Source organism: Micromonospora sp. NPDC003944, assembly GCF_053605225.1.
The window spans coordinates 1-26,379 of sequence record NZ_JBSGIV010000066.1; the positions used below are offsets into that span (position 1 = coordinate 1).

At 70.9% G+C, this 26,379-nt stretch carries 29 protein-coding genes; 22 read left to right on the plus strand and 7 right to left on the minus strand.

Going from position 1 to position 26,379, the window contains the following annotated elements; genetic code table 11:
• The first annotated feature begins 233 nt into the window (after positions 1-233).
• Complete coding sequence (locus tag ACWER9_RS26190; protein ID WP_452304334.1) at positions 234-998, plus strand: ABC transporter ATP-binding protein; 765 nt, start codon at positions 234-236, stop codon at positions 996-998.
• Entirely contained in the window at positions 983-2,686 is a 1,704-nt protein-coding gene (locus ACWER9_RS26195; protein ID WP_452304335.1) for an ABC transporter permease, read from the plus strand. Before ACWER9_RS26190 ends, ACWER9_RS26195 begins: the two co-directional genes overlap by 16 nt.
• Here the strand turns inward: ACWER9_RS26195 and ACWER9_RS26200 are convergent.
• Both ACWER9_RS26200 and ACWER9_RS26205 read right to left on the minus strand, forming a co-directional pair.
• Entirely contained in the window at positions 2,683-2,889 is a 207-nt protein-coding gene (locus ACWER9_RS26200) for a DUF397 domain-containing protein (RefSeq protein WP_452304336.1), read from the minus strand. The genes ACWER9_RS26195 and ACWER9_RS26200 overlap by 4 nt on opposite strands.
• Positions 2,886-3,671 carry a helix-turn-helix domain-containing protein gene (locus ACWER9_RS26205; RefSeq protein WP_452304337.1) on the minus strand — a complete coding sequence of 262 codons (786 nt, stop codon included), beginning with the start codon at positions 3,669-3,671 and terminating at the stop codon, positions 2,886-2,888. The genes ACWER9_RS26200 and ACWER9_RS26205 overlap by 4 nt, the downstream gene beginning before the upstream one ends.
• A gap of 557 nt (positions 3,672-4,228) precedes the next feature.
• Between ACWER9_RS26205 and ACWER9_RS26210 the strand changes: the two genes are divergently transcribed.
• The 12 genes from ACWER9_RS26210 (at position 4,229) to ACWER9_RS26265 (ending at position 16,222) form a co-directional block, all read left to right on the plus strand.
• Complete coding sequence (locus ACWER9_RS26210) at positions 4,229-4,981, plus strand: flavin reductase family protein (RefSeq protein WP_452304364.1); 753 nt, start codon at positions 4,229-4,231, stop codon at positions 4,979-4,981.
• Between the two features lie 153 nt (positions 4,982-5,134).
• Positions 5,135-5,500 (plus strand): DUF485 domain-containing protein, encoded by a 366-nt coding sequence (locus ACWER9_RS26215; protein WP_452304338.1) that lies wholly within the window; start codon positions 5,135-5,137, stop codon positions 5,498-5,500.
• Entirely contained in the window at positions 5,478-7,169 is a 1,692-nt protein-coding gene (locus tag ACWER9_RS26220; protein ID WP_452304339.1) for a solute symporter family protein, read from the plus strand. Before ACWER9_RS26215 ends, ACWER9_RS26220 begins: the two co-directional genes overlap by 23 nt.
• Positions 7,170-7,249: 80 nt before the next feature.
• Positions 7,250-8,227 carry an NAD-dependent epimerase/dehydratase family protein gene (locus tag ACWER9_RS26225; RefSeq protein ID WP_452304340.1) on the plus strand — a complete coding sequence of 326 codons (978 nt, stop codon included), beginning with the start codon at positions 7,250-7,252 and terminating at the stop codon, positions 8,225-8,227.
• 76 nt (positions 8,228-8,303) lie between these two features.
• Positions 8,304-9,530: an LCP family protein gene (locus ACWER9_RS26230; protein WP_452304341.1), complete on the plus strand. Its 1,227-nt coding sequence runs from the start codon at positions 8,304-8,306 to the stop codon at positions 9,528-9,530.
• A 158-nt stretch (positions 9,531-9,688) separates the two neighbouring features.
• Positions 9,689-10,957 (plus strand): LCP family protein, encoded by a 1,269-nt coding sequence (locus ACWER9_RS26235; RefSeq protein ID WP_452304342.1) that lies wholly within the window; start codon positions 9,689-9,691, stop codon positions 10,955-10,957.
• Between the two features lie 262 nt (positions 10,958-11,219).
• Positions 11,220-12,095: an LCP family protein gene (locus ACWER9_RS26240; protein WP_452304343.1), complete on the plus strand. Its 876-nt coding sequence runs from the start codon at positions 11,220-11,222 to the stop codon at positions 12,093-12,095.
• A 58-nt stretch (positions 12,096-12,153) separates the two neighbouring features.
• Positions 12,154-12,489: a rhodanese-like domain-containing protein gene (locus ACWER9_RS26245; RefSeq protein WP_030487745.1), complete on the plus strand. Its 336-nt coding sequence runs from the start codon at positions 12,154-12,156 to the stop codon at positions 12,487-12,489.
• A 10-nt stretch (positions 12,490-12,499) separates the two neighbouring features.
• Entirely contained in the window at positions 12,500-13,288 is a 789-nt protein-coding gene (locus ACWER9_RS26250; RefSeq protein ID WP_452304344.1) for a glycerophosphodiester phosphodiesterase, read from the plus strand.
• Between the two features lie 50 nt (positions 13,289-13,338).
• The gene (locus ACWER9_RS26255) at positions 13,339-14,793 is read left to right on the plus strand and encodes a PAS domain-containing sensor histidine kinase (protein ID WP_452304345.1); all 1,455 of its coding nucleotides are present in this window, start codon (positions 13,339-13,341) and stop codon (positions 14,791-14,793) included.
• A gap of 61 nt (positions 14,794-14,854) precedes the next feature.
• Positions 14,855-15,274, plus strand: a complete 420-nt coding sequence (locus ACWER9_RS26260) for an ATP-binding protein (protein WP_452304346.1) — start codon at positions 14,855-14,857, stop codon at positions 15,272-15,274.
• A 60-nt stretch (positions 15,275-15,334) separates the two neighbouring features.
• Complete coding sequence (locus tag ACWER9_RS26265; protein ID WP_452304347.1) at positions 15,335-16,222, plus strand: DUF5926 family protein; 888 nt, start codon at positions 15,335-15,337, stop codon at positions 16,220-16,222.
• 77 nt (positions 16,223-16,299) lie between these two features.
• On the opposite strand, the gene ACWER9_RS26270 is transcribed toward ACWER9_RS26265, so the two are convergent.
• Positions 16,300-17,517, minus strand: coding sequence for an arginine deiminase (locus tag ACWER9_RS26270; protein ID WP_357348526.1), 1,218 nt, complete (start codon positions 17,515-17,517; stop codon positions 16,300-16,302).
• A 163-nt stretch (positions 17,518-17,680) separates the two neighbouring features.
• Between ACWER9_RS26270 and ACWER9_RS26275 the strand changes: the two genes are divergently transcribed.
• The 5 genes from ACWER9_RS26275 (at position 17,681) to pheA (ending at position 21,189) form a co-directional block, all read left to right on the plus strand.
• A complete protein-coding gene (locus ACWER9_RS26275) occupies positions 17,681-18,418 on the plus strand; it encodes a hypothetical protein (RefSeq protein WP_452304348.1) in 738 nt (245 codons plus the stop codon).
• 168 nt (positions 18,419-18,586) lie between these two features.
• Positions 18,587-19,045 (plus strand): hypothetical protein, encoded by a 459-nt coding sequence (locus ACWER9_RS26280; protein WP_452304349.1) that lies wholly within the window; start codon positions 18,587-18,589, stop codon positions 19,043-19,045.
• A 75-nt stretch (positions 19,046-19,120) separates the two neighbouring features.
• Positions 19,121-19,510: an ACT domain-containing protein gene (locus ACWER9_RS26285; RefSeq protein WP_452304350.1), complete on the plus strand. Its 390-nt coding sequence runs from the start codon at positions 19,121-19,123 to the stop codon at positions 19,508-19,510.
• Positions 19,511-19,718: 208 nt separating this feature from the next.
• A complete protein-coding gene (locus ACWER9_RS26290) occupies positions 19,719-20,222 on the plus strand; it encodes a hypothetical protein (protein ID WP_452304351.1) in 504 nt (167 codons plus the stop codon).
• Positions 20,223-20,232: 10 nt separating this feature from the next.
• Positions 20,233-21,189 (plus strand): prephenate dehydratase, encoded by a 957-nt coding sequence (gene pheA, locus ACWER9_RS26295; RefSeq protein WP_452304352.1) that lies wholly within the window; start codon positions 20,233-20,235, stop codon positions 21,187-21,189.
• A 44-nt stretch (positions 21,190-21,233) separates the two neighbouring features.
• Here the strand turns inward: pheA and ACWER9_RS26300 are convergent, their stop codons facing one another.
• The 3 genes from ACWER9_RS26300 to ACWER9_RS26310 form a co-directional block, all read right to left on the minus strand.
• Positions 21,234-21,956, minus strand: a complete 723-nt coding sequence (locus ACWER9_RS26300) for an AIM24 family protein (RefSeq protein WP_030487734.1) — start codon at positions 21,954-21,956, stop codon at positions 21,234-21,236.
• An 86-nt stretch (positions 21,957-22,042) separates the two neighbouring features.
• Positions 22,043-22,390, minus strand: coding sequence for a metallopeptidase family protein (locus ACWER9_RS26305; RefSeq protein ID WP_452304365.1), 348 nt, complete (start codon positions 22,388-22,390; stop codon positions 22,043-22,045).
• 149 nt (positions 22,391-22,539) lie between these two features.
• Positions 22,540-22,971 carry an OsmC family protein gene (locus tag ACWER9_RS26310; RefSeq protein WP_357348514.1) on the minus strand — a complete coding sequence of 144 codons (432 nt, stop codon included), beginning with the start codon at positions 22,969-22,971 and terminating at the stop codon, positions 22,540-22,542.
• Between the two features lie 131 nt (positions 22,972-23,102).
• Between ACWER9_RS26310 and ACWER9_RS26315 the strand changes: the two genes are divergently transcribed.
• The 3 genes from ACWER9_RS26315 to ACWER9_RS26325 all read left to right on the plus strand — a co-directional run bounded on the left by ACWER9_RS26315 (position 23,103) and on the right by ACWER9_RS26325 (position 25,741).
• Positions 23,103-23,828, plus strand: coding sequence for a hypothetical protein (locus ACWER9_RS26315; RefSeq protein ID WP_452304353.1), 726 nt, complete (start codon positions 23,103-23,105; stop codon positions 23,826-23,828).
• A 279-nt stretch (positions 23,829-24,107) separates the two neighbouring features.
• Positions 24,108-24,929: an HAD family hydrolase gene (locus tag ACWER9_RS26320; protein ID WP_238661811.1), complete on the plus strand. Its 822-nt coding sequence runs from the start codon at positions 24,108-24,110 to the stop codon at positions 24,927-24,929.
• On the plus strand, positions 24,929-25,741 hold the full coding sequence (locus ACWER9_RS26325) for an HAD family hydrolase (RefSeq protein ID WP_452304354.1): 813 nt from the start codon (positions 24,929-24,931) through the stop codon (positions 25,739-25,741). Before ACWER9_RS26320 ends, ACWER9_RS26325 begins: the two co-directional genes overlap by 1 nt.
• Positions 25,742-25,745: 4 nt before the next feature.
• Here ACWER9_RS26325 and ACWER9_RS26330 read toward each other — a convergent pair whose 3' ends face one another.
• Positions 25,746-26,348 (minus strand): bacterial proteasome activator family protein, encoded by a 603-nt coding sequence (locus ACWER9_RS26330; protein ID WP_452304355.1) that lies wholly within the window; start codon positions 26,346-26,348, stop codon positions 25,746-25,748.
• Positions 26,349-26,379: the final 31 nt, after the last annotated feature.

Consider the following 26,379-nt stretch of genomic DNA (forward strand, 5'->3'; position numbering starts at 1 on the left):
AGATCACCCGCAGCCTCAAACGCTACATAGCCCGCCAAATCTGGCGCATCCTCGAAGCCACCGCTTGACAGCAACCTTCACAGATCTTGCACTTTCGGTTGTCGACATAGGTAGAGATGCACTCTTTGCCGCAGCAGGAAGTGCAAGATCGCGGAGCGATACGACTCCAGGATGATCGTTGGTCCACCTGCCGCCGGAGGGCGCAACTGGCGACCGACGGATAACGTCGGCGCATGACTGTTGAGCACCCTGCGCTCGCACTGCGTGGCCTGGCCAAGCGGTTCGACGGCACGATCGCGGTGGCCGGCGTCGACCTGGACGTCCCCGCCGGCTCCTTCTATGGCCTGCTCGGCCCGAACGGCGCCGGCAAGACCACCACGCTGTCGATGGCGGTCGGGCTGTTGCGACCGGACGCCGGCTCGGCCTGGGTGCTCGGGCACGACGTCTGGCAGAACCCGGTGGCCGCCAAGCGGCTGCTCGGCGTGATGCCCGACGGGGTCCGGCTGTTCGACCGGCTGACCGGGGCGGAGCTGCTGGCGTACAACGGGCTGTTGCGGGGGATGGACCCGGCGGTGGTCGACCAGCGGGCTGCCGAGCTGCTGGACGTGCTGGCGCTCGGCGACGCCGGTCGGACGCTCGTGGTGGACTACTCGGCGGGCATGAAGAAGAAGATCGGCCTGGCCTGCGCGCTGTTGCACGGCCCTCGGGTGCTGGTGTTGGACGAGCCGTTCGAGGCGGTCGACCCGGTCTCCGCCGCGCTGATCAGGGACATTCTCACCCGCTACGCCGCCGGTGGCGGCACCGTGGTGTTCTCCAGTCACGTGATGGAGGTCGTCGAGCGGCTCTGCTCACACGTGGCGATTCTGGCCGGGGGCGTGATCCAACGGGTCGGGACCATCGACGAGGTCCGTGGCGGTCGCTCGTTGGAGCAGGTCTTCGTCGAGGTGGTCGGCGGGCGCACCGCGACCGGCGAGGAGCTGTCGTGGCTCTCCCAGTGACCGCGGACGCCACCCCGGCCGCGCCGGTACGCGCGGTGTCCGCCCGCCACTTCGTCCGACTCAAGCTGCGGGTGATGGGCAACAACTTCCGGGGTCAGGGTTGGCGGATCGCGCTGTTCGTCGGCGGCGCGCTGCTCGGGCTCTGGTTCGCGGCGAGTGGTTTCTTCCTCTTCGCCGCGCCGGGCCTGTTCGGCAACGGTCGGTACGCGGTGCTTGTCGCGGCGGCCGGCGGCGGGCTGCTGGTGCTCGGTTGGCTGCTCCTGCCACTTGTCTTCTTCGGCGTGGACGAGACACTGGACCCGGCCCGGTTCGCGTTGTTGCCGCTGCCTCGGCGCACGTTGGTGACCGGCCTGTTCGTCGCAGCCCTGGTCAGCGTGCCGGTGTTCGCGGTGCTCCTCGCGACGTCCGGGCTGGTGCTGACCGCCTGGTCGTTGGGTGGGTGGTCGGCGGGGTTGGTCGCCGCCGTGGGTGTGCTCGCCGGGCTGCTGCTGTGTGTGGCCGCGAGCCGTGCGGTGACAAGCGCCTTCGCCACCATGCTGCGGTCCCGACGCGTCCGCGACCTGGCGGCGGTGCTGCTGGCGGTGACGGCCGCGCTGCTCGGCCCGTTGCAGGTCCTCGGCCTCGCCGCGCTGCGGGAGGCGGACTGGAGCCGGCTGAGCGGTGTGGGGACGGTGATCGGTTGGACGCCGTTCGGTGCTCCGTGGACCGTCGGCATCGACGTGGCGCAGGGGCGGGTGTGGGCGGCACCGGTCAAGCTCCTGATCACGGTGGTGGCGCTCGGCGCCCTGCTGGCCTGGTGGTCCCGGTCGCTCGAATCGGCGATGGTGGGTGCGGCCAGCGGCGGTAGGGCACCGGTGCGACGCGGCGTCGCCGGAGGTGCGGTCGCCCAACTGTTCCCCCGGGCCACCGGCTGGGCGCGTCGAGACCGGTTCGGCGCCCTTGTCGCCCGGGAGGCGAGGTACTGGTGGCGGGACGCCCGTCGCCGGGCCAACCTGATCACCATCGCGGTGGTCGGCATCTTCGTGCCCGTGTTCATCAACGTCACGGGTGGAGACTTCGCGGCCATGGAGAACGGAGGGTTGACGACGGCGGCAAGCGACAGCTCACCTGTCGTGGTCACCATCTCCATGGTCCTCGTGGGCGTACTAGCCGCCGCCACCCTGGCCAACCAGTTCGGCTTCGACGGCAGCGCGTACGCCGCGAACGTGGTGGCCGGGGTGCCCGGTCGGCTGGAGTTGCGGGCGCGGATGACCGCCTTCTCGCTCTACGTGCTGCCGATGCTTGCGTTCGTGTCGGCGGTGCTGTCGGTGCTACTCAGCCGACCGGGGTGGATCGGGCTCACCTTCGGCAGCCTGGTCGCCACCTACGGTGCCGGGCTGGCGGTGAACAGCCTCGTCTCGGTGCTCGGGGCGTACTCACTGCCGGAGACGAGCAACCCGTTCGCGATGAACAGCGGGGCGGGGCTTACCAAGGGGCTGCTCACCCTGCTGACCATGCTCGCCTCGGCGGTCGCCGCGGTGCCGATGGTGGTGGCCGCCGCGCTGCTCGGTGGCGCCTGGCTCTGGCTGGCCCTTCCGGTCGGCGCCGCGTACGGGCTGGGCGCGGCGCTACTCGGCGCGTATCTGGCCGGTGACGTACTGGACCGACGCCAGCCGGAGCTGCTGGCCACGGTCACCCCACGCCGCTAACCGGCTCGGCGGCCCTGGGCCTGGGCGGCGTCGGCGACGAAGCCGCGCCAGGTGGCCGCAGCGAAGGTGAGGACCGGGCCCGAGCGATCCTTGCTGTCCCGGACCAGCACGACACCGGGCAGGTTGTCCGCCACCTCGACGCAGGCACCGCCCGTGTCGCCGGACCTGGTCGACGTCCGCCAGCGGGGTTGGGGAACGGTCATGGCGTCACCTTCAGCTTCCGGATCAGATCCATCGAGGCGCCTGTGGAGAGTGCTTCGCCGAGCAGGCTATCCCATTTACTACCAATCAGACGCACAACGTCTGGGTCGTCGATGACGTGTCCACGAGCCACGTCCTCGACATACGTGACCCGTTCACCATCGGGCAGCTCAGCGAGCAAGAAACCGCCAGTCAATCCAACGTGGGCTCCGGCATCGAGCGGAACGACGTGCAGTCTTACGCTCGGCATGACGGCAAACTCCATCAGCCGACCGAGTTGGGCGTCCAGTACCGCCGGCCCGCCGACCGGGCGGCGTAGAGCCGTCTCGTCCAGGACGAAGACGCATTGCGGAGACTCTGCTCGCTGCCACAACTGCTGTCGATCCATCCGAACCGTGACCAACTCGTCCACCACCTTGGACGGGTTCAAACCACCAGCGGAAATGACCGCTCGGGCATAGTTCTCGGTTTGCAGGAGTCCAGGAATGAGGCATGGCTCGAACTCACAGAGCCGAATCGCCTGCTCCTCATAGTTGCGCCATGGAACGAACCACGTCGGCAGTCGCTGCCGATCGGCCGCCCTCAACAGTTCGGCGAGGAGGCCGCCGGTGGCGAGGGCCTCGTCGGCGGCGACCGCGAATTCCATTGTCGGCCGGCGTCGGCTGGTCTCGATGGCCGCGACGGTGGACGGACTCCACTTGATGAGCGTCGCCAACGCCTCCTGGGACACTTCGGCACCGGCTCGGGCGGCCTTCAGCGCCCGTACCCACATCTCGACGTTCATCCTTACCTCTCCGGTAAGTACGCGACCGCGCTGCGTAGTAAGCCCTGGCATCCTCCCGTGTCCGCGCCTTTCCGTCCAGGGTGGAGGACACGCGGCCCGGCCGGTGGAGGCGACGTCCCGGCGACTGGGTCCTGCGTTCGGGCCGCCCCGGTCATCCCCCCGATCGGGGCGGCCCTCGTGGACTGGGAGGAGGTCAGCCATGTTCGGGTTCATCCGGAACAGAAACGGGGCGCTGTGGTCGTACCGGAAGAGGAAGCCGGCGGCACCGGCGGCGGTGCCGGGCGCGGAGAGGTCGCCGGACGCGACGGATCGGCCGCCTGCCTGGGCGGTCGGGCCGACGGTGGCTTTGCCGAGACCGGGCCGGGCCGGTTGGCTGACTCCGGCGCAGACCTGGCGCGCGAACGGCGGCCGGCGGTGAACGGATGCTCGTCGCCAAGATCCGCGCAACATCACTGTTGTTGGTGCCTCCCGGGCGCCGGAGGCAGCAACATCCGGGAAGTTGCGCGGATCGTCGCGTGGGGCGTTAGGCGTCACCGGTGAGCCGGCCGCACCTGCCGATGCGACCGCTCTGGCGGTGCCGCGGCTGTGGCGCGCTCTGGCCGTGTCAGCCGGCGCGGTTGGCGCTGCTGGCCGAGTACCGGGGCGACCGGGTGGGGCTCCTGGTCTACCTGGGTGCCCTCATGGCGGAGGCCGGCGATCAGCTCGCCCGGCTCAACGGGCGTCCCACCGACCTGCACGAGCGCTTCCTTGGCTGGGCGAGGGCCCGGGGCGGCACAATGTTTCACGTGAATCATGAGCCGGGTGCCGAGATCCACCACACCGATCCGTTCGCGGTGCCGACCGGGCAGCGGTCGCCGGTACGCCGGCTGCGCGGTCGCCTCGCCGCGCCGGTGACCCTCTGGACGGCGCCCGGTCCGGACGGGCTGACCGTCTCGTCCACCCTGGTGGCCGAGGGGGAGCCGGACCGGCTGCTCGGGCTGATCGACCCGGAGTCCGACCTGTGGGCCGCCGTCGAGGAGGCTGGGCGTTTCGCGGTCACGCCGCTCGGCCCGCCACACCGGCAACTCGCCGACCGGTTCGCCGGCCTCTTCCCCGCCCCGGGCGGGCTCTTCGCCACCGGCGCCTGGGTCGAGACGCCGTACGGGCCGGTCCCCGCGGACGCTGGCGGCTGGGCCGGGTGCCGGCTCGACACCGCCCGGGAGTACGGCTGGGGTCTGCTTGTCGAGGCCACCATCGAGGCCGTCGACCTGGCCGAGGAGGCCGCCCCGCTGCTGCACTACCGCGGTCGCTACCACGAACTGCCAGCCTGACCGATCACCGCAGTGACCTGAGTCACTTGGCGCAGCCAGCCAACCGCTCGGCGCACTCGCCGACCGGCGTCGATCTCAGCCTTCCCTGCCGGGGAGTGCGCTCTCTACGGTGCGCGAAACTCCTCTGACGCCTGTGAAGGTGGTGATCCACAGATGTCCACGGACACACCCGCTCCGGCCGCTCCCCAGTCGGACAAGTACCTGGCCGTACAACGGTCGGACGAGTTCGCCGGGCTGCGGCGTGCGCTGCGCGGCTTCGTCTTCCCGATGACCGTCGCGTTCTTCCTGTGGTATGCGCTCTACGTCATTCTCTCCGCGTACGCCCGGGACTTCATGGGCACGAAGCTGTTCGGCAGCAACATCAACGTCGCGCTGGTCTTCGGCCTGCTCCAGTTCGTCTCCACGTTCCTGATCGCCTGGCTCTACTCCCGGTACGCGGACCGGAAGATCGACCCCATCGCGGACCGGATCCGCGCCGAGATCGGGGAGGTGACCCATGAGCAAGGTCCACGCGGTTGAGACGTTCCTCGCGGCGGAGGCGGGTAACCACACCGCCCGCAACCTGACCATCACGCTCTTCCTGGTCTTCGTCGCGGTGACGCTGGGCATCACCATCTGGGCCAGCCGGCAGACCAAGACGGCGACCGACTTCTACGCGGGCGGCCGGTCCTTCTCCGGCTTCCAGAACGGCATGGCGATCGGCGGCGACTACATGTCGGCCGCCTCGTTCCTCGGCATCGCCGGCATCATCGCGCTGTACGGCTACGACGGCTTCCTCTACTCGATCGGCTTCCTGGTCGCCTGGCTGGTGGCCCTGCTGCTGGTCGCGGAGCTGCTGCGGAACTCGGGCCGGTACACGATGGCGGACGTGCTCGCCTTCCGGATGCGGCAGCGTCCGGTGCGTACGGCGGCGGCGGTCTCCACCATCACGGTGTCGATCTTCTACCTGCTCGCCCAGATGGTGGGCGCCGGCGCGCTTGTCGCGCTGCTGCTCGGGATCCGGCCGGGGACGACCTTCCTCGGCATGGACGCTGCCACCGCCAAGGTGGCCACCATCATCCTGGTCGGCACCCTGATGATCATCTACGTGACCGTGGGTGGCATGAAGGGCACCACCTACGTGCAGATCGTCAAGGCGTTCCTGCTCATGGGCGGCGCGCTGCTGATGACGATCCTGGTGCTGGCGAAGTTCAACTTCAACCTGTCGGAGCTGCTGGGCCAGGCGGCCGCGGCCTCCGGCAAGGGCAGCGCGTTCCTCGAACCCGGGTTGCGGTACGGGGTCGAGGTCGCCGGCAACTCGACGCAGACCTTCTACAACAAGGTGGACCTGCTGTCCCTGGGTATCGCCCTGGTGCTCGGCACCGCCGGCCTGCCGCACATCCTGATCCGCTTCTACACGGTGCCGACCGCGAAGGCGGCCCGGAAGAGCGTGCTCTGGGCGATCGGCATCATCGGCACCTTCTACCTGCTCACCCTGGCCCTCGGCTTCGGTGCGGCGGCGCTTGTCGGCAGCCAGGCGATCACCGCGCAGGACAAGGCCGGCAACACGGCCGCGCCGCAGTTGGCCGAAGCGCTCGGGATCAGCTTCTTCGGCGGCGAACTGGGCGGGGCAGCCCTGCTGGCGATCATCGCGGCGGTCGCCTTCGCCACCATCCTCGCGGTGGTCGCCGGGTTGACGCTCGCGTCGTCGTCGAGCCTGGCCCACGACTTCTACGCCAACGTGCTGAAGAAGGGTGAGGCGTCGGAGCGGCAGGAGGTGCGGGTCGCCCGGATCTCCGCCCTGGTGATCGGCGCGGTGTCGATCGCCCTGTCGATCTACGCGCAGAACCTCAACGTGGCGTTCCTGGTGGCGCTGGCCTTCGCGGTCGCCGCCTCGGGCAACCTGCCGGCGATCCTCTACAGCCTCTTCTGGAAGCGGTTCAACACCTCCGGAGCGGTGTGGGCGATCTACGGCGGTCTGCTGTCGGCCGTGGTGCTCGTGTTCTTCTCGCCGGTGGTCTCCGGTGCGGCGACCTCGATGTTCCCGGACCACGACTGGCAGTGGTTCCCGCTGTCCAACCCGGGCATCCTCTCCATCCCGTTCGGTTTCCTCTGCGGATGGATCGGCACTGTCATCTCCAAGGAGCACGACGAGGACAAGTACGCGGAGCTGGAGGTGCGCGCCCTCACCGGCGCGGGCGCCCACTGACGCGACACCCGGGCCCCCGCCGACGCCACGCGTCAGCGGGGGCCCGACCGCGTCCGGGGCGGCTCGGTAGGCTGGCCGGTATGAAGGTTGCTGAGCGCTTCGGTCCCGGTCACCGCGTCCTCGTCACCGGCGGAGCCGGCTTCGTCCCGTCGCACCTGGTGGACGTCCTGATCGCCCGGGGTTGCACGGTGGTCGCGCTGGACAACTTCGTGACCGGCTCCAAGGAGAACGTCGCGCACCTGCTGGACCAGCCGACCTTCACCCTCGTCGAGGCGGACATCTCCGATGGCCTGCCCACCCACCACCCGGCACTCGCCGAGCGGTTCGACGCGATCCTGCACATGGCCTCTCCGGCCAGCCCCACCGACTTCGCCCAACTGCCGGTGGAGATCCTCCGGGTCGGCTCGGTCGGCACCCTGCACCTGCTGGAGCGCGCGGTCGCCGACGGCGCCCGGTTCCTGATGGCCTCCACCTCCGAGGCGTACGGGGACCCGAAGGAGCACCCGCAGCGGGAGACCTACTGGGGCAACGTCAACCCGATCGGGGTCCGCAGCGTCTACGACGAGGCGAAGCGCTTCTCCGAGGCCGCGACGATGGCGTACCACCGCTACCGCGGGCTCGACGCGGCGATCGTCCGGATCTTCAACACGTACGGCCCGCGGATGCGCCCCGACGACGGCCGCGCCATCCCCACCTTCATCTCGCAGGCGCTGCGCGGTGAGCCGATCACCGTGCACGGCACGGGCAACCAGACCCGGTCCATCTGCTTCGTCGAGGATCTGGTGCGCGGCATCCTGCTGCTGCTCGACTCGACCGAGACGGGCCCGGTCAACTGCGGCACCGAGCACGAGCTGACCATGCGGCAACTCGCCGAATTGATCGTGTCGCTCTCCGACAGCACCTCGAAGGTGACCTATGTCACCCGCAGCTCGGACGACCCGGAGATGCGCCGCCCGGATCTCACGCTCGCCCGCGAACTGCTGGGATACCAGCCGTCGGTAGCGCCCGAAGACGGCCTGCGACGCACGATCGAGTACTTCCGGACGCGGCTAGGGTAACCGGATCTTCGCGTACCGCCTGCCGCTGGGTGTCGCCTGAAGGCGGCAGTGGCTCTCGCTACGTACCCTGAGTTACATGTCCGCGACCTCGTCTGCCGGCGTCCCGCATCCGTACCTGCACCGCAGCGCCGGGCGCGCGTCGGTGCCCGGCCCCGACCGGGGCGCCTCCGGGCGTGCCCGTCCGACCGAGGCGCGCTTCTACCCGTCGTACGACGAGGAAGAGCCTCGCTCCGGCGGCCCGGCGGGGCCTTCGGGGCCTAGCGGCCCGGGTGGTGCCGGTGGGCCGGGGCGGCGCGGCCCGCGCCCGCGCTGGGGCCGGATCGCGCTCGTTGCGGGGGTCGCGGTGCTGGTGCTGGCGCTGCTCGGCAGCGTCGGGGCCTGGCTGTACGCCCGCAACCTGAACAGTGACCTGGCCCGCACCGACCCGTTCGCGGAGATCACCGGCGGTCGGCCCGCCAAGACCGTCGACGGCGCGCTGAACATCCTGCTGGTCGGCAGCGATTCACGGGACCCGGACGCGCCTGTCGACACCAAGAGCCAGTGGCGCGCCGACACGATCATCGTCATGCACATCCCGGCCGACCACCAGGAGGCCTATCTGGTCTCCATCCCCCGGGACCTGTACGTGCCGATCCCGGAGAGCGCCGGCGCGGACTGCGGCTCCGGTTCCCGCGCGAAGATCAACGCAGCGTTCGCGTTCGGTGGGCTGCCGCTTGCGGTACGCACCGTGGAGTGCTTCACCGACGTTCGGATCGACCACGTGATGGCGATCGACTTCGGCGGTTTCAAGGAGGTCACCGACGCCCTCGGCGGGGTGGACCTGAAGGTGGAGCGGACCATCACCTCGATCCACAAGCCGTACCGGACGTTTACCAAGGGCACCAACCACATGGATGGCGCCGAGGCACTGGACTGGATCCGGCAGCGCAAGCAGTTCCCGGACGGGGACTTCGCCCGGATGCGGCACCAGCAGGAGTTCCTCCGGGCACTGATGGACAAGGCGGCAAGCACCGGCACGCTTGCGAACCCGAAGAAGCTCAACGATTTCCTCAAGTCGGTGACCGCAGCCGTAACCGTCGACCAGAGTTTCTCGGTTACAGACATGGCGCTGCAGTTCCGCAACCTGCGCGGCCAGAACCTCACCTTCGTGACCAGCCCGAACTCGGGCAGCGACACGATCAACGGCGAGTCGGTGGTGGTATCGGACCGGGAGAAGGCCCTCGCGATGTACAAGGCCATGGCCGCGGACACGATGGCCGACTGGGTCAAGGCCAACCCGCCGAAGAGCAACGACGGTGGGTGATCGCGGCCTGACGGCACCAGCCGTTCGGATCATCGAACGGCGACGATCGACTGAGTCTGCAAAACTCGACGTCCGGATTGACCTGAGATGAACTCGCCAAGTCGATTTGATGTACGTACAGTGGTGCCGCCCCCTCCTGATCACGAGCTGGAGCACGCATGCCGGTTCAGGCCAGTCGTCGCCCTTCCTCCCCCGGGTCCGCCGCCCCCAGCGGCCGAGTCGCCGCGTCCATACCAGCGCAGGCACGCCCCTCGGGGGGCGGGCCGGGCGCACGACCGCCCGGCGGCAGCGGTGGTGGCGGTGGCGACCGCCCGGGTGGCGGTGGGTCGAAGAAGCGGACCAAGCGCAAGGACCCGCTCTGGGCCAGGCTGACTGTGGTCTTCGGTGCCGTGCTGATGCTGAGCAGCGGCGTGGCGATCGTCGGCAGCAAGGCGCTGATCGGGCAGGCGACCGGCGGCATCGCCAAGGGCAACCTGCTGGGTGAGGCCGGCAAGTCCGACGCCGAGGGCGGTGCGAGCCTGGACGGCCCGATCGACATGCTGCTGCTCGGCGTGGACGCGCGGGAGCGCTGGGCCGCCGACGACGTCCGCTCGGACAGCATCATCATCCTGCACATCCCGGCCACGCACGACCAGGCGTACCTGATCTCGATTCCCCGGGACACCGAGGCGCAGATCCCGCCGTTCAAGAAGAGCGGCTACGGCGGCGGCTCCGGGAAGATCAACGCCGCGTTCCAGGCCGGTGCCGCGAACGGTGGCGGCTGGGAGGGCGGCGCCCAGCTGATGGCCCAGACGATCAAGCGTCTCACCGGGGTCAGCTTCGACGGCGCGGCGATCATCAACTTCGGTGGCTTCAAAAGCGTCATCGACGCCCTGGGCACGGTGCGGATCTGTGTCAGCCAGGAGGTCAAGTCGCTGCACATGTCGTACGTCGACGGCAAGCCGATGTGGAACGCGGACGCCAAGAAGACCGGCAAGCAGCGGACCCCGGTGGTGCACAAGAAGGGTTGCCAGGAGATGGAGGGTTGGGCCGCGCTCGACTACTCCCGCCAGCGCAAGACCCTCAAGAACGGCGACTACGACCGGCAGGCCAACCAGCAGCAGCTGATCAAGGCGATGGCCAAGAAGGCCACCGAGGGCGGGATGTTGTCCAACCCGGCCAAGATGAACAACCTGATCAAGGCTGCGGGCAAGGCGTTCGTGCTGGACACCGGCGGCGTGCCGATCGAGGACTTCATCTTCACCATGCGTGGGGTCACCGGCAACGAGCTGACCATGCTGAAGACCAACAACGGCACGTTCAACGCCAACACCAACAACACCGAGGGCCTGAACGAAGAGACGATGGCGATGTTCCGTGCGGTCAAGCAGGACAAGCTCGCCGAGTTCGTCTTCACCCACCCCGAGGTGATCTCCACCCGCAAGTAGGGCCGGGAGTCGCGGAAACCAAGCGACGACCTCGTCACCGCACGTAGCCTTAAGTGAGCAGGTTTCACGCATCGGCTGCGGGGAGGCGGTCACGTCCAGGTGGGGACGGAACGCAGCGGGCCGAGCCGGAGCGGCTCCGTCCGCCCGGTCACCCCGCGCCCGTGGGCCGCGGATCCTGCTCGGCGTCGGCCTCACCCTCGTCCTGCTGGCCGGCCTCGCCGCGGCCGGGCTCAAGATGCTCAGCCACCGCTACGACCGCACGGTGACCAAGGAGCAACTGCTCGACCCCGAAGCCCGCACCGACCGCACCGACCTGGACGGGCCGCTCAACTACCTCCTGGTCGGCTCCGACCGGCGTCCGGGCGACAGCGGCCCGGACCAACGCTCCGACACCATCCTCATCGTGCACGTCCCCGCCGGGCAGCGGGAGGCGTACCTGGTCTCCATCCCCCGGGACCTGCTGGTCGCCATCCCACCCGCCAACGGCTTCGGCGGTGGACAAGACAAGATCAATGCGGCGTACGAGCACGGCGGCGGCGGGCAGGCCGGCGCCCAACTGCTCTCCGCAACCCTGCACCGGCTCACCGGAATCCGGTTCGACGGTGCCGCGCTTGTCGACTTCTCCGGCTTCCAGAAGGTCATCGACCTGCTCGGCGGGGTGGAGATGTGCGTCGACACCGAGGTCCGCTCGATCCACACCAACCGGGTCTTCTCCACCGGCTGCCACCAGATGGACGGTGCACAGGCGTTGGACTACGTCCGACAGCGCTACGACCTGCCCGGCGGTGACTACGACCGGCAGCACCACCAGCAGCAGTTGCTCCGGGCGATGCTGGACAGCGCCGGCAGGGCGGACCTGCGGAGCAACCCCGTCAAACTGGATCAGGTGCTCCGGGCGGTCGGCGGCTCGTTGACAGTCGACACCAACGGCGTACCCCTGGAGGACCTGCTCCTCGCGCTCCGCGCGCTGCCGCCCGACGGGATGCGCGGCGTCCAGGTGCCCTCCTCGCCGCAGACCATCGACGAGGTGTCGTACGTGGTGCTGGACAACGGGGGCGACGGGCTCTTCGAGGCGCTTCGCGGCACCCGGGTGCCGGCGTGGGCGCAGGCCAACCCCCGCTGGGTGACCCGGTTGTGACAGTGCCGACGGCCCGGTCGGTGCCGAACCGGGCCACGAGGATCTAGTGTTGCTTCCTGTGTTCGGACCCCAGGTTCCCACCGTGCCCGTGACCGAGATCGCCGACGAGACCTACCTGCTGGATGTGCGGGAGGACGACGAGTGGGCGGCCGGCCACGCGCCCACCGCCCACCACCTGCCGATGATGGAGTTGCCGGCGCGGCTGGCCGAGGTGCCCACCGACCGGGAGGTGGCGGTCGTCTGCCGGTCCGGCGGGCGGTCCGCCCAGGTCGTCGCCTACCTGATCAACAACGGCTGGGAGCAGGTGCGCAACGCCGACGGCGGAATGCGTCAGTGGGCCGCGGTCGGCCGACCCGTGGTCGACGCGAACGGGCAGCCCGGCCAGGTCATCTGAGGCCGGCGGAATGGGCGGGCCACTGGTCTTCGCGCACCGAGGCGCCTCGTTCGACCTACCCGAGCACACTCTCGCCGCGTACCTGCGCGCCCTCGACGAGGGCGCCGACGGCCTGGAGTGCGACGTCCGGCTGACCCGGGACGGGCATCTGGTCTGTGTGCACGACCGACGACTCGATCGCACCAGCAACGGTCGTGGTCTGGTCAGCGCGCGTACGCTCGCCGAGCTGGACGCCCTGGACTTCGGCTCGTGGCACCCGGGCAGCGCGCCGGACGGCGACCTGCCGCCGGACGAGTCGCACACCCGGCTGCTGACCCTGGCCCGGCTGCTGGACGCGGTGCTCGCCGCCGGCCGGCCGGTCCGGCTGCTCGTCGAGACGAAGCACCCGTCCCGTTACGGCTCGAACGTGGAACGGCGACTTGTCGACCTCCTGCGCCGCTACGGGCTGGCCGACCCGGCGCCGGACGACCCGGTGCAGGTCACCGTCATGTCGTTCTCCCCGCTGGCCGTCCGCCGGGTGCGGGAGTTGGCTCCGACGCTGCCCACGGTGCTGTTGCTCGAGGTGTTGCCGCGCTGGTTGCGGCTGGGTCGACTGCCGTTCGGCACCCGGATCGCCGGGCCGGGCATCGGCCTGGTCCGGGCCCGCCCGCAGTTGCTGCCCGCACTGCGCGCGGCCGGCAACCAGGTGTACGTCTGGACTGTCAACGAACCGACCGACCTGGAGTTGGTGCTGGCCGCGGGCGTGGACGGGATCATCACCGACCGGCCGGCCTACGCCCTCGCCCGGCTGGAGCGCTGATCGACCGGGCGGGGGTGCCCAAAACCGGGTCGGCGGGGCAGACTCGGCACATGCCGGAGCGTATCGACTTCCCCGCTCTCCTCGCCGGCCACACCGTCGTGATCGAGATGATCAACTCTGGGGACGCGGGCCTGCCGGTCCTCACCCAGCTACTCCGGGTGGCCCAGCCGGCGCTCGGCGCGACCGGGATGGCGTTCGTCGAGTTCGGTCCGACCGGCGGTCGTGTGATCGCCGCGACCGGCGCGGCGGAGTGGGCGCTCGGTCGACCGTTGGCGGCCGACGACCCGGACACCGTCTGTCTGCTCGCCGGGCCGAGGTCGAGCCACGTACGGGTGGCCGACCTCAACGGCAAGCTGGCCGGCGCCCTTGCCGGCAGCGGCCTGCGCTGGATGGTGGTCTCCCGGGCCGAGATCGGCGGTCACACCGTCGGCAGCCTGCACGCGCTCTATCCGGGCGACGACGAGCCTGGCGACGAGCCGCAGGGGGTGGTCGCCTACCTTGCGTCCTGCATCGGGCACATGTACGGCGACCAGGGTGGCCTGCCGGTGCACGGCGACGGCCCGGTGGTGGCGGCCCTCGCCGACGGGCTCGCCGTCGTCGACCGGGACGGGCGCGTCCGGCTCTGGAACCCGGCCGCCGCCCAGGTCACCGGCCGGCCGGTCGAGCAGGCGCTGAGCCGTCCGCTGCCGTTCCCGCTGCCGCCCGCCGGCCAGGTTCGGGACCACCGGATGCCGGACGGCCGCTGGCTGCGGATCATCTCCGGCGATCTGCCCGGCCCGGGCACGCTGCGGGTGGTCACCTTCCGCGACATCACCGACCAGCAGCGCCGCGACCACGACCGGGAGCTGTTCGTCGCGGTGACCAGCCACGAGCTGCGCACCCCGGTCACCGTCATCAAGGGGTACGCGGACACCCTCACCGACCACTGGGAGTCGCTTACCGACGTCGACCGGCGGCAGGCGGCCCGGGTGATCGGGCAACGCGCCAACGAGCTGGCCCGGTTGGTCGACCGTCTCCTCAGCTCGGCGGCCGAGGTGGGGCCGGGCGACGACCCTCCCACCCCGTTCGACCTCGGCGAGGCGCTGCGCTCCGCCGTCGTGGACCTGCCAGCGGAGTTGCGCCGCCGGCTGCTGCTCCGTCTCCCCGGTGACCTGCCCAAGGCGCTCGGTCACCGGCCCAGCCTGGCCACCGTGCTCACCGAGTTGACGACGAACGCCGGTAAGTACTCGGCACCTGACTCTCCCATCGAGATCACCGCCTCGGTCGACGGTCAACTGGTGACGTTCCGGGTCAGCGACCAGGGCATCGGCATCCGACCCGAGCATGTGGAACGGGCGTTCGACAGGTTCTGGCAGGGCGAGTCCGGCGACCGTCGCGGCTACCCGGGGGCGGGGCTCGGCCTCTATCTCGTCCGCCGGATCGTTGAACAACAGAATGGATGGGTATCCCTACGTCCGAGGACCGGCGGCGGTACGGTCGCAGAGGTGCGGCTACCACGCGGTTGACCAAGGGTGGCGCGACGTGGAGGCGACGGTGGCAGCGGCAGCGAGGGATCGAGCCTGGTGCGTGGTGGTTCCCCACCACCCCGGCGGGGCACGGCTGGCCCGACACCGGCTCGCCGCCGAGTTGGCGGACGTCGTACCCCCGATGCTCCTCGCGGACCTGATCGCGGTCCTCGCGGAGCTGGTGGGCAACGCGGTGCGGCACGCCAGACCGCTGCCCGGCGGTGTGATCCGGGTTGCCTGGCGGCTCCGACCCTCGGCCGAGGGCGCACTGATCCAGTTGCGGGTCACCGACGGCGGCGGCGCGAGCACCGGGCCACGACTCCGGACGGCGAGCCCGGACGCGGCGGACGGGCGGGGCCTGCACATCGTGGCCGGCCTGGCCACCCGGTGGGGCGTCGAACAGGACGGCATGGGCCAGCGCGTCTGGGCGGAGTTCGACCCGGTGCCGACACCCCGACCCGCCCTGGTGCCGGCGGGCTGAGGCACGGGCCGGGCGGGTCCCGGCCACGGCGAGCCGCCGAGGGCTCTAGGCTGTGACGCCGTGAGTAAGCGTCGAAAGAGCCAGCGCACCGCCGCCGACACCACCCCCCGCCGCGACAAGGTTCGGGACGTCTTCGTGCCGCGTCCGTTCGACGGGCTGGTCGACGAGTCCGAGTGGATCGCGTTGCGCGAGTTGGTGCCCGCCGCCTCCGCCCCGCTGCGGCTGGCGCCCGCCCTGGTCGAGGAGTTCGGTGACCGGACGGCGACGCTCGCCACCGTGCTGCCGATGGCCGCCCCGGCGATCACCAAGCCGGACGGCCGTGTGCTCATCGGTCTCCAGCGTCACCAGCAGTCCGGGGACGTCTCCCGGGACCTGGCCGACGCGTTGCTCAGCGCGCTGCGCACCGAGCCCGGCGGTCAGGTGGCCGTGCCGCCGCTGCCCGGTCCCGGACCCCGTCTGCAGGACATCCTCGTGGACGGCCCACTGGACATCACCATGCACGACGGTTTCGACTTCTGGCTCGACCCCGGGGCCGCCGACGATGGGACCGTCCAGGCGTCTCTGGAGCGGGCGAACGCGGCCATCTACCCGACGGTCCGGCTCAGCGCGGCGAAGGCCGCGTACTGGTGCCAGGTGCCGGAGAAGGCCCACGTGCGCTGGGTGCTGCCGGAGGACGAGGACGCCGCCCTGGACGCGCTTGCCCGACTCGGCGCGGCCGGCACGTTGACGCTCGGCGAGCAGACCAAGTTCGCCGGCATGTTCCGCGCCCACGGTCGACTCGTGCCGGTGTGGGACCTGCCGGAGGACACCCCGGCGGCCGAGTGGGAGGAGCCGGTGGCGCAGTTCGCCAAGCGGTACGCGGAGGCGCTCACCGCCACCGACCCACTCGACGCCGCCGGCCGTCGGGCCCGTCAGGGGCTGCTCGGCCGCCAGCTCACCCTGCGCTGACGCGGGCCGTCCGCTCGGCCGGGTCCTCAGCCCGGCCGGGTTCTCAGGCCGGCCGGGTTCTCAGCCCGGCCGGGTTCTCAGCCGGCGACGGGTAGCGGGTCGCGGGTGATCGGGCAGGACATACAGCGCGGTCCGCCCCGACCGGAGCCCAGCTCCGAGCCGGCGATCGGGATGACCTCGATGCCGGCCCGCTCCAGTTGCGCGTTGGTCTCGGTGTTGCGCTCGTAACCGACGCAGAGCCGGGGGGCCAGCGCGAGGGTGTTGTTGCCGTCGTCCCACTGCTCGCGTTCCGCGGTGACCGGGTCCAGCCCGGTGTCGATGACCCGCAGCAGGTCGAGGTCCATCGCGTCGGCGGCGGCCCGCAGGAACGGCGCCGGCCCGTCCACCCGTGGGTCCTCGCCGTCCGCGCCGGCGATCACCGTGTACGCGGACAGCGTGCTGGCGATGTTGGGGTACATCAGGACGGCGTCCACGTCGACCATCGTGCACACGGTGTCCAGGTGCATGGTGGCCCGCTTCTGGGCGATCGGCACCACCAGGATGGTGTGGGCCAGACCGGCGGCGAAGACCTGCCGGCCGAGGCGTTCGGCGCCGGCCGGGGTCGTCCGCTCGCCCACCCCGACCGCCAGCACCCCGGGTGCGAGCAGCAGCACGTCCCCGCCCTCCAGGTGCTCGAGGCTGGGGCGGTAGACGAACTCGGTGCCGGCGAACCGGGGGTGGTGGCGGTAGATGGCATCGGTCAGGGTGGTCTCGCGGCGGCGGGCCGGCATGGCCAGGCTTGTGACACCGACCCGGTCACCGATCCACAGCGACGAGTCGCGGGTGAACAGCAGGTTCGGCAACGGGTCGATGACGAAGTCGTGCCGGTCCATCAGCGTGTAGACGAGTCCGCCCGGTCGCTCCGAGCTGATCCGTAACTCCTCATGGGCCAGCCCGGCGGTGAGCACGTCGGCCAGGGCTGCGGGGTCCAGGTAGGAGAGGTGGTCGGCGACGCGGGCGCGCAGCGTGTCGCCGAGCCGCCGGGAGCGCAGCACCTCCTCGGTGAGTTCGGCCCGGGCGTCCGCGACGGCGAGCGTCTCGGCCAGCAGGGTGGCCAGGTAGAGCACTTCGACGCCGCGCTCGCGCAGGGCGGCGGCGAACGCGTCGTGCTCCTCCTGGGCGCGCCCCACCCACGGGATCGCGTCGAAGAGGAGCGAGTCGTTGTTGCGTGGGGTGAGCCGGGCCAGTTCGGGGCCGGGCCGGTGCAGCAGGACCGTGCCGAGCCGCCCGACTTCACTGTCGACGTAGTGGGTCACTCCCGCAGCGTAGGGCAGGGTTTAGCGGCATCCGAGAAAAGAACTGTGGATGAATATGGCATTCATCCACAGTCACTCCGGCGCTTCGGCTTGCCGAACACGGGTGGTGACGACGTAGGGTAGTGAGGACATAACTTCGAGGGACCTTTTGCCGGAGGTCGCGATGACTGTCTTTCCCGCACGACGAGCCGTACCGTCCGCTCGGGCACTGCCGCCCGTCTCGGTGCCACACCCCCGCGTCGAGGCGCCGGGGGCGCTCGAACCGGTCCGTCCGACACCGCTCGAATGGGCCCGCCGCCGTCGGGCCGAGCGAGGTGCCCGCCGCCTCGAAGCGGCCGGCGCACGGGCGCTGGGCCAACTCGACCACCTCGGGCCGGCCTGGCACGTGATCGAGTGGCCGCGCACCGACGTGACAGACGTCCTCGACCACGGTCAGGACGACCGGGCCGGGTTCCTCGCCATCGGGCCGAGCGGCCTGTTCGCCGTGACCATCGCCGACCACGGCCGGGCCAGGGTGCTCGTCGCCGGAGACGTGGTGCAGATCAACGGTAAGCGGCCCCCGTACGTGGCCGAGTCCCGCCGGGACGCCAAGCGGGCCAGCAAGGCGCTCTCCGAAGCGGTGGGGCTGCCTGTTCCGGTGACGCCGGTGCTGACCTTCGTCGGCTCCGGCGTGATCAGCGTCTACGGCCTCCCCAAGGACTGCCTGATGGCCACCCACCGGGAACTCGACCGGCTGCTCGTGGCCGGCGGCAGCCGGATCAGCCCCGCCACCGCCGAGAAGCTGTCCCGGGTCGCACAGCACCCCGGCACCTGGCTGAACGGCACGTACCGTCCAACCGCCGACTACCGGTGGTACGACGAGGGCCGAACGGCCGCTGACAAGCCGGCCCACCGCCGGTAACGTCACCGGCGACGCCACGCGGCTCCGGTCCCCCCGTTCACCTCACCGGTCCCGCGCCGTCACCGGCCGCCTCGGTTCACGCTGCGCGGTCCGGTGACCCGGTGCGCTCGGTGATTCCGTCGGCGACCCGCTAGCGTGGACAGTCGATCGGTGCACATAGGAGGCGCGGTGGCCCACGTCGAACTTTCGCTCTCGGAAGCGTTCGTGCCGGCGGCGCGGGCCTCGACAGAGCCGGAGTCCGGCAATGTCGGCACATGGTCGTCGACAGTCTCCCGGGCCGATGAGCCGTGTCTGCTGATCGACGCTGACACCCGGGTGGTGGCGATCTCCACGGCCGGCTGCGAGTTGCTCTGCCTCGGCGAGCCGGACGGGCTGATCGGGCGACCGCTGCTCGACGGCGGGCTGCGCCTGCTCGACTTCACCGCCAACCGGGGCGAGCTGACCGAAGCCGAGATCGACAAAATCCCGCCCCTGTTGGCGCTCTCCTCAGGCCGACTCGCCCGTGGGCTGCTCCGGGTGCAGGCCGCCTCGGCGAACAGCTCCGACGCGACCGTCGACGCGATCGCCACCCCGGTGCTCACCGACGGCACCGTCGCCGGCTCACTCACCTTCTTCTCCGAGGTCTGACCTGCGGCGGAGTATGTCGTTCGCCGCACGCGGCGTTACCCGGGAGCGTCCGCCGGAAGGCCGTAGGGTGCCCTCATGCTCGATATCGCCCTGCTGCCGGGGGAATACGCCGTGTGCCGGCTGGCCGCCGGCAGCACCCTGCCGTACGCGCTGTCGAGCGGGCTTGGCGGCGCGGACGTGGTGACCGTGAGCTGGACCGCCGACGGAATCTCCGTGATCTGCCCGGCCGACCGGGCGCCGGCCCAGGCCGTCGTGGAGACGACCTGGCGCTGCCTACGGGTCACCGCCCCGGTGGCGTTGGCCGGCACCGGCGGCCTGGCCGCGCTCGTCGACCCACTCGCCGAGGCACGGGTCAGTGCCGTCACGTTCTCCACGTTCGACACCGACTACCTGCTGGTGCCGACCGTCCGGCTGGCCGAGGGCACCGCGGCGCTCCAGCGCGCCGGACACCGCGTCACCGACTGAGGTTCACCCGCCCGGCCGCTGACCCTACGATGGGCTCGGCCACCCCCGGCCGCGACGAACTCTCCGATGTCCCGAGGATCGGCCCGTGCCGTTCACCCCACGCCACCCCGCGTCCCCCTCAGCGCGGGCGACGAACCACCCCCTACCGGCGGCTCGCGGCTGGTCAGCCCGTCGTGCTCCCGCCCGGATCATCGCCCACGCGCTGCCCATGGCTCTCGCGTCGCTCGCCGTCGCCTCGCTCGCCGGGTGCGGCGCTCCACCCGGGCTGGGAGAGCCGACAAGCGTGCCCACCCACACCGCGGCCCCCACGCCGTCCGGTCCGGGCACCCCGCCCACGACTCCGCCGACCACCGCGCCGACTCCAGGTGCGGTCACGCCCACTCCGGACGCCGGGTTGGTCGCCACCGCCTGCCGCAACGGGCCGACCGGGCAGCGGGTGCTGCAACTGTTGCGCGGGCGGGCCGGAGTGCTGCCGGCGAACGTCCGGGTCCAGGTCCGCACCGGGCCGCTCTGTGCCGGTGAGTGGCAGTTCACCGTGCTGGCGGTGACCGGGCACGAGGAACTCCAGGTCGTCACCCGGGGCGAACCCAGCTCCCCGGTGTTGGTCACCGCCGGCACCGACGTCTGCACCATCGAGGTACGCGCCACCAGCCCGGCCGGGATCCGCGCCCTCGCCTGCGACGCCGGCCCGGGCAACCAACCGGGTGCGTAGGCTGGTCGGCATGCCGGGAACACCGCCGACACGTTTCGTCTACCTCGGGCCGGAAGGCACCTTCGCCGAGCAGGCGCTGCGGTCCGTGCCCGCCGCCGAGCGCGGCACCCGTACGCCCGCCCGCAGCGTCGGTGAGGCGCTGGACAGCGTCCGCGCCGGCGACGCCGACGCCGCGCTGGTGCCACTCGAAAACTCGATCGGCGGCGCGGTCGGCGTCACGCTCGACGAGATGGCCGAGGGCGAGCCGTTGGTGATCACCCGGGAGGTGATCCTGTCGGTGGAGTTCGTGCTCGCCACGAGGCCCGGCACCGCGCACTCCTCGATCCGCACCGTGGCAGCCCATCCACAGGCATCCACCCAGTGCCGCGGCTGGCTACGCGACCACCTGCCCGACGCCGTGGTGGTCGACGTGCTCTCCAACGGCGCGGCAGCCGCCGGCGCCGGCACTGGTGAGTACGACGCGGCGATCTGCGCACCGATCGGGGCCTCCAGGCACCGGCTCACGATCCTCGCCGACAAGATCGCCGATCACCCCGACGCGGTGACCCGGTTCGCGCTGGTGTCCCGCCCCGGGCCACCACCGCCACCGACCGGAGACGACCTCACCTCGCTCGCGGTCTACATCGCCCACGACAGGGTCGGCGCGCTGCTGTCCGTACTGATGGAGTTGGCCGTCCGTGGGGTCAACCTGACCCGGATCGAGTCCCGTCCTACCGGCGAGGCGCTGGGCCGCTACGTCTTCTTCCTGGACTGCACCGGCCACGTGGGCGACGTACGCCTGGGCGAGGCGTTGCAGGGGCTCCGCCGCGTCTGTGCCGACGTCCGCTTCCTGGGCTCGTACCCCCGGCATCGGTGGGCCGAGGCGGCCGGCGAACGGCCGGTGCCCGCGCCGGCGGGCCTCTCCGACATCGACTACGCCGACGCGGCGGCCTGGCTGACCCGACTGCGTACGGGTGAGCTGACCTGACCGGGCGGGCGCTCCCGACGCTCGGGAGCACCCGCGTAACCCCATCAGCTCAGCAGACCGCCGAGCAGGCCGCCCTCCTGCTGCTGCTGGCCACTGCCCATGACCGGCGGCTCCTCGGACGGCTGCACCACCACGAAGCCCTGACCGGCGAAGCTCATGGTGAACGACTCGCCGGTGCGGCGACCGAGTAGTGTGCCGAGGCCGAGCTGCTCGGCCCGGTGGTAGCCGGTCTGGAGGTTCGCCGACCAGCAGACCGCTGCCTGCGGGTCGACGTACGTCGGGGCGTCCACGTTGAGCACGACCGGGGTGCCCTTCGTGGTGATGGCGATCCGCCCGTAGCCGCTGAACACGCAGTTGAAGAGACCGGACGAGGACGCCATCCCGGCGCCGCCGACCATCCGGATGTCGTACTGGAGGGTGGAATCGAAGGCGAGCACGCTGGAGCCGTTGATGGAGAGGGCGTCGCCCGGCTCCAGGTCGATGATGTGCACGTCCTTGGCCAACTCCGCGAGGAAGACGTCACCCTGGCCGGAGACCTTCATCAGCGGCACGCCCTCGCCGGTGAGCTTCTGCTTGAGGAACTTGCCGAGCCCACCCGAGCCCAACGCCTGGAACTGCACATTCCCCTGGTAGGCGACCATCGACCCGACCCGGGCCATCGCCTCGCCGTTGAGCTCGATCTTCAACATCTTGGAGTTCTGCAACCGCATGCCGGGCTGCGCGGACTCCTTCTCCAGATTCTCCGCGGAGAACAGCTCGCTGCGCATGAAAGGGCCTCCTGAATAGGGTCGCGTTCGCTGCCCCGACGGTAGGCGACCTCGGCAAGCACCGCCCGTCGCTCGCGCGGCGCGGCTCAGCCCCAGCCGAGCGCGTGCAACCGCGCGTCGTCGATGCCGAAGTGGTGGGCGATCTCGTGCACCACGGTCACCGCCACCTCGTCGATGACGTCCTCATCGTCGTCGCAGATCCGCAGGATCGGATGGCGATAGATGAAGATCCGGTCGGGCAGCACGCCGGAATAGTCCCAACCGCGCTCGGTGAGCGCATGCCCCTCGTAGAGGCCGAGGAGGTCGACCTCGCCCGGTGGCGGGTCGTCCTCGACCAGGATCACCACGTTGCTCATCAGGCCGAGCAGTTCTTCGGGCACCTCGTCGAGGGCTTCGCCGACCAACTCCTCGAAGCGCTCACGGCTCATCTCCACCGGCACCTCGCCTATTGTGCCCGACGCGGCGGCGCACGACCCGGTGCTGCTGGACGACTGTGGCAGTCATCCGTACATGCACGGAAGAAGCGACCACCCGGGACCGGGCGGAGGCTCCTTCCGTGGACGTACGGTGTGGGTCGGCTCGCTCAGGCGGCCAGGCGGGCGCTGAGGGTGATCTCGGCACCCGGCGAGAGCAGGCGGGAGATCGGGCAGTTGGCCTTGGCGGCCTCGGCGAGCTTCTGGAACTCGGCGTCGTCGATCCCCGGGACCTGGCCGACCGTCTCCAGGTCGATCCGGGTCACGGTCATGCCGGCGTCGGTCTTGTCCAGGTGCACCTTGGCGGTGGTCTCGACCGAGGTGGCCGTCGAGCCCGCGTCGGCAAGCGCCTTGGAGAACGCCATCGAGAAGCAGCCGGCGTGCGCGGCGGCGATGAGCTCCTCGGGGTTGGTGCCCTCACCCTCCTCGAAGCGCGACTTGAAGGAGTAGTTGCCGGACAGGCCGCCCTTACCGGTGCGGACGGTGCCCGCGCCCTCGGTGAGATTGCCCTGCCACTCTGCTGAAGCGGTACGGATTGGCATGGGGCAAACGCTAGCGGAAAGGCGACCGCCGAGCGACAGACCGGCGCGCTCGCCAGCCCTGCGATCCCCATCACCACCAGTTTGCTGTGCCATGATGCGACCCAGGTCCGTGACCGGCGGAAGGGTGGCCGATGTCCGAGGAGCTTCCGATCCCGCGGCAGGGCGACCGATCCGACGCCCCGGCCGTGATCGAGTGGGGTGGCGTCGAGGCGGCCCCGCGACGCCGGTTCGCCTGGTCGCTGGCCGACTTCACGCAGGATCCTCGGCTGCCCCTGCTGCTCGCCGGGCTGGGCGCGGTGGCCGCGATCGCCTCGGTGGTCGGTGAGTGGCTGGTGATGAACCTGCCGAACGGCGGGCCCGACGGAAACACGACGATCAAGGTGCCCGCCGGGGTGTCCGAGATCGGTGGCTTCGGGGTCGGCTATCTGGTCGGGCTGCTCGCCCTCGCCTGCACCGTGACGCTGGCACTGCGCGGCACGGCGGCCGCGCGACCGAACGCCCGGCTTGCCGGTTTCACCCTGGCCGGTGCCCTGCTGGCGCTGCTGGGGGCCGCCACGGCCAGCCTCGACAACCCGCGGCCGTACACGCCTGAGGAGGGCTACCAGATCGAGTACGGCCGTGGGTTGGCGATGGCATTCGTCGCCTGTGTGCTGTTCGCGGCCGCCCTGCGGCTGGCGCCCGCCGCACCCCCCGGCGCGTTCGGACCACCGGACGACGACCGTCCTGCCGACGCGTCAGCACCGCGCCCCTGGCGCCGTCGCCGAAACCCCGACCCGATCGAGGACGGCCTACCCGCCCCAGCCGACCTGACGGTCACCCCCGCCGCCCCGTTCGCCCGCCCCGACCCCCAGCCCTGACCGGCCCCCTTCACCCGCTCCACCGCCCCACTCCTCGACGCTCCACTCCTCGCCTGTGCCGATCATGGAGTTGTGGTGGTGAACAAAAGTCGTATGACCGGATGAAGCGGCCACCACAACTCCATGATCGACTGGGAGAGCGCGTGGAGTTGGCGTCCGATTCGCCTGGAAGTCATGGATGCGACCCGTTCCGCGAGGTACGGTTGCTGACCCGCCGTTACGCCGGGCCTCGGGTTCCCTGACCCTGGCGGTGTGACGGCGGCGGGCGAAGGAGGAACGATGACCCGCCCAGGACTGCCCAAGTTGATCGCGACCGACCTCGACGGGACGCTGGTCCGCAGCGATGACACCGTCTCCGCGTACACCCATGGGGTGCTCGACCGGGTGCGCGCCGCCGGGATTCCGGTGGTCGGCGCGACCGGACGCGGCCCTCGGTTAACGGAGTTGACCCGCAACGACATCCGTGCTGCCGACTTCCTGGTGATGGCCGGTGGTGGGCGGGTGGTCGACCAGAGCGACCCGAGTGGCCCGGTGGTGCTCCGCGACGAGCGGCTGCCCGCCGAGGTGCTGGCCCGGCTGCTGGCCGACCTGGAGGCGGAGGTCGGCCCGCTGACGGTGATGGTCGAGGCGTCCGACGAGCACGACGCCCCGCTGTGGGGTGACTACCACGAGAGCTGGCCTTACCAGGACCGCTTCGAGGCGCGCACCCGCGACGAGTGCCTCGCCTGCGACGTGATCAAGGCCTTTGCCCGGACCGCCGACCACCACGTGGACGAGCTGCTGGCGGTGGCCCGTCGGATCGTCCCGCCACAGGTCGCCACGCTCACCCAGGCCGGGCTCGGTTTCATCGAGATCTGCCCGCCCGGCGTGGACAAGGCGACCGGGCTGACCGTGGTGGCGCAGACGCTCGGGGTCGACCCGGCCGACGTGCTGGTCTTCGGTGACATGCCCAACGACCTGCCGATGTTCGAGTGGGCCGGCTGGTCGCGGGTGGCCGTGGCCAACGCCCATCCCGCCCTGCGCGCGGTCGCCGACGAGGTGACCTTGCGCAACGACGACGACGGGGTGGCGGTGTATCTGGACCGGCTACTGTCCAGGTAATGGGAGACACGCCCCGCCTCATCGCCACCGACATCGACGGCACGCTGATCCGCGACGACCACACGGTCAGCGCCCGCACCGCCGACCTGCTGGCGCGGATCTCCGCGCAGGGCACGCCGGTCGTCCTGGTCACCGGCCGTCCGGTCCGCTGGCTCAAGATGGTGTACGACCAACTCGCCCAGCCGCTGCCGGCGGTCTGCGCCAACGGTGCCGTGGTCTACGACCCGTTCTCCGACGAGGTGGTGCGGGCCGACCCGCTCGCGCCGCACCACCTGGCCGAGGTGGCCCGGAGGCTACGGGCCGAGGTGCCCGGGATCAGCTTCGCCGTGGAGATCCTGGACAGCCGGGAGATGCGGCACGAGGCGCACTACCCGCTGCGCTGGGACGCGGACGCCGACGGCATCCGACCTGTCGAGACACCGGAGGAGTTGCTGTCGGTGCCGGCGGTGAAGCTGCTCGCCCGCGCCGGCGAGCAGGACCCGGATGCCTTCGCCGCGCTGATCGCGGCGGCGGTGGCCGGGTTGGCCGAAGCGACACACTCGTCGTCGTCCGGCCTGGTGGAGATCTCCGCGTCCGGTGTGACCAAGGCGGCGGGGCTGGCCTGGTACTGCGACCAGATCGGGGTGGCGGCGGAGGACGTGGTGGCCTTCGGTGACATGCCCAACGACGTACCGATGCTGACCTGGGCCGGGCGTGGCGTGGCGGTGGCCAACGCGCACCGCGCCGTCCTGGCGGTCGCCGATGAGGTGACGACGGCGAACACCGAGGACGGCGTGGCGGCGTACCTGGAGAAGGTTTTCGGGGTGGGCTGAGGGGTCAGAGGTACTGACCGGTGTTGTGACCCTCGCCGCCGCCCGGCTGGCCGATGCCCGGCATCCCGGGGACGACCCCGCCGGGGCCGCTCGGCAGCGCCTGCCGGCCGCCCCGCATCTGCTCTAGCTGCACCCGGGCCGCCATCTGCTGGGCCACCAGGGCCGCCTGGATGCCGTGGAACAGGCCCTCCAGCCAGCCGACCAGCTGGGCGTGCGCGATGCGCAGCTCGCCCTCGCTGGGGGCCTTGTCCTCGGCGAAGGGCAGCGAGATGCGCTCCAGCTCGTCGCGCAGCTCGGGGGCGAGGCCCTCCTTGAGCTCGACGATGGACCGCTCGTGGATCTCGCGCATCCGGGTGCGGCTGGCGTCGTCGAGAGGTGCGGCCTTCACCTCCTCCAGCAGCTGCTTGATCATGCTGCCGATCCGCATCACCTTGGCCGGCTGTTCGACCAGGCGGGTCGGGTCCTCGCCCTGACCCTCGTCGGTCTGCATCGTGCCGATCGGTCGGCCGTCCGGGCCGACCACCACGACGGTGCCGGGATGGCCGGAGTCGTCGGTGCCGGGCTCGTCGTTCTGTGCAGCGGAGCGCGCTTCGGTCATGGGGTCCATCTTTACCCAGTCGGCGCGGACCATGCCGCCC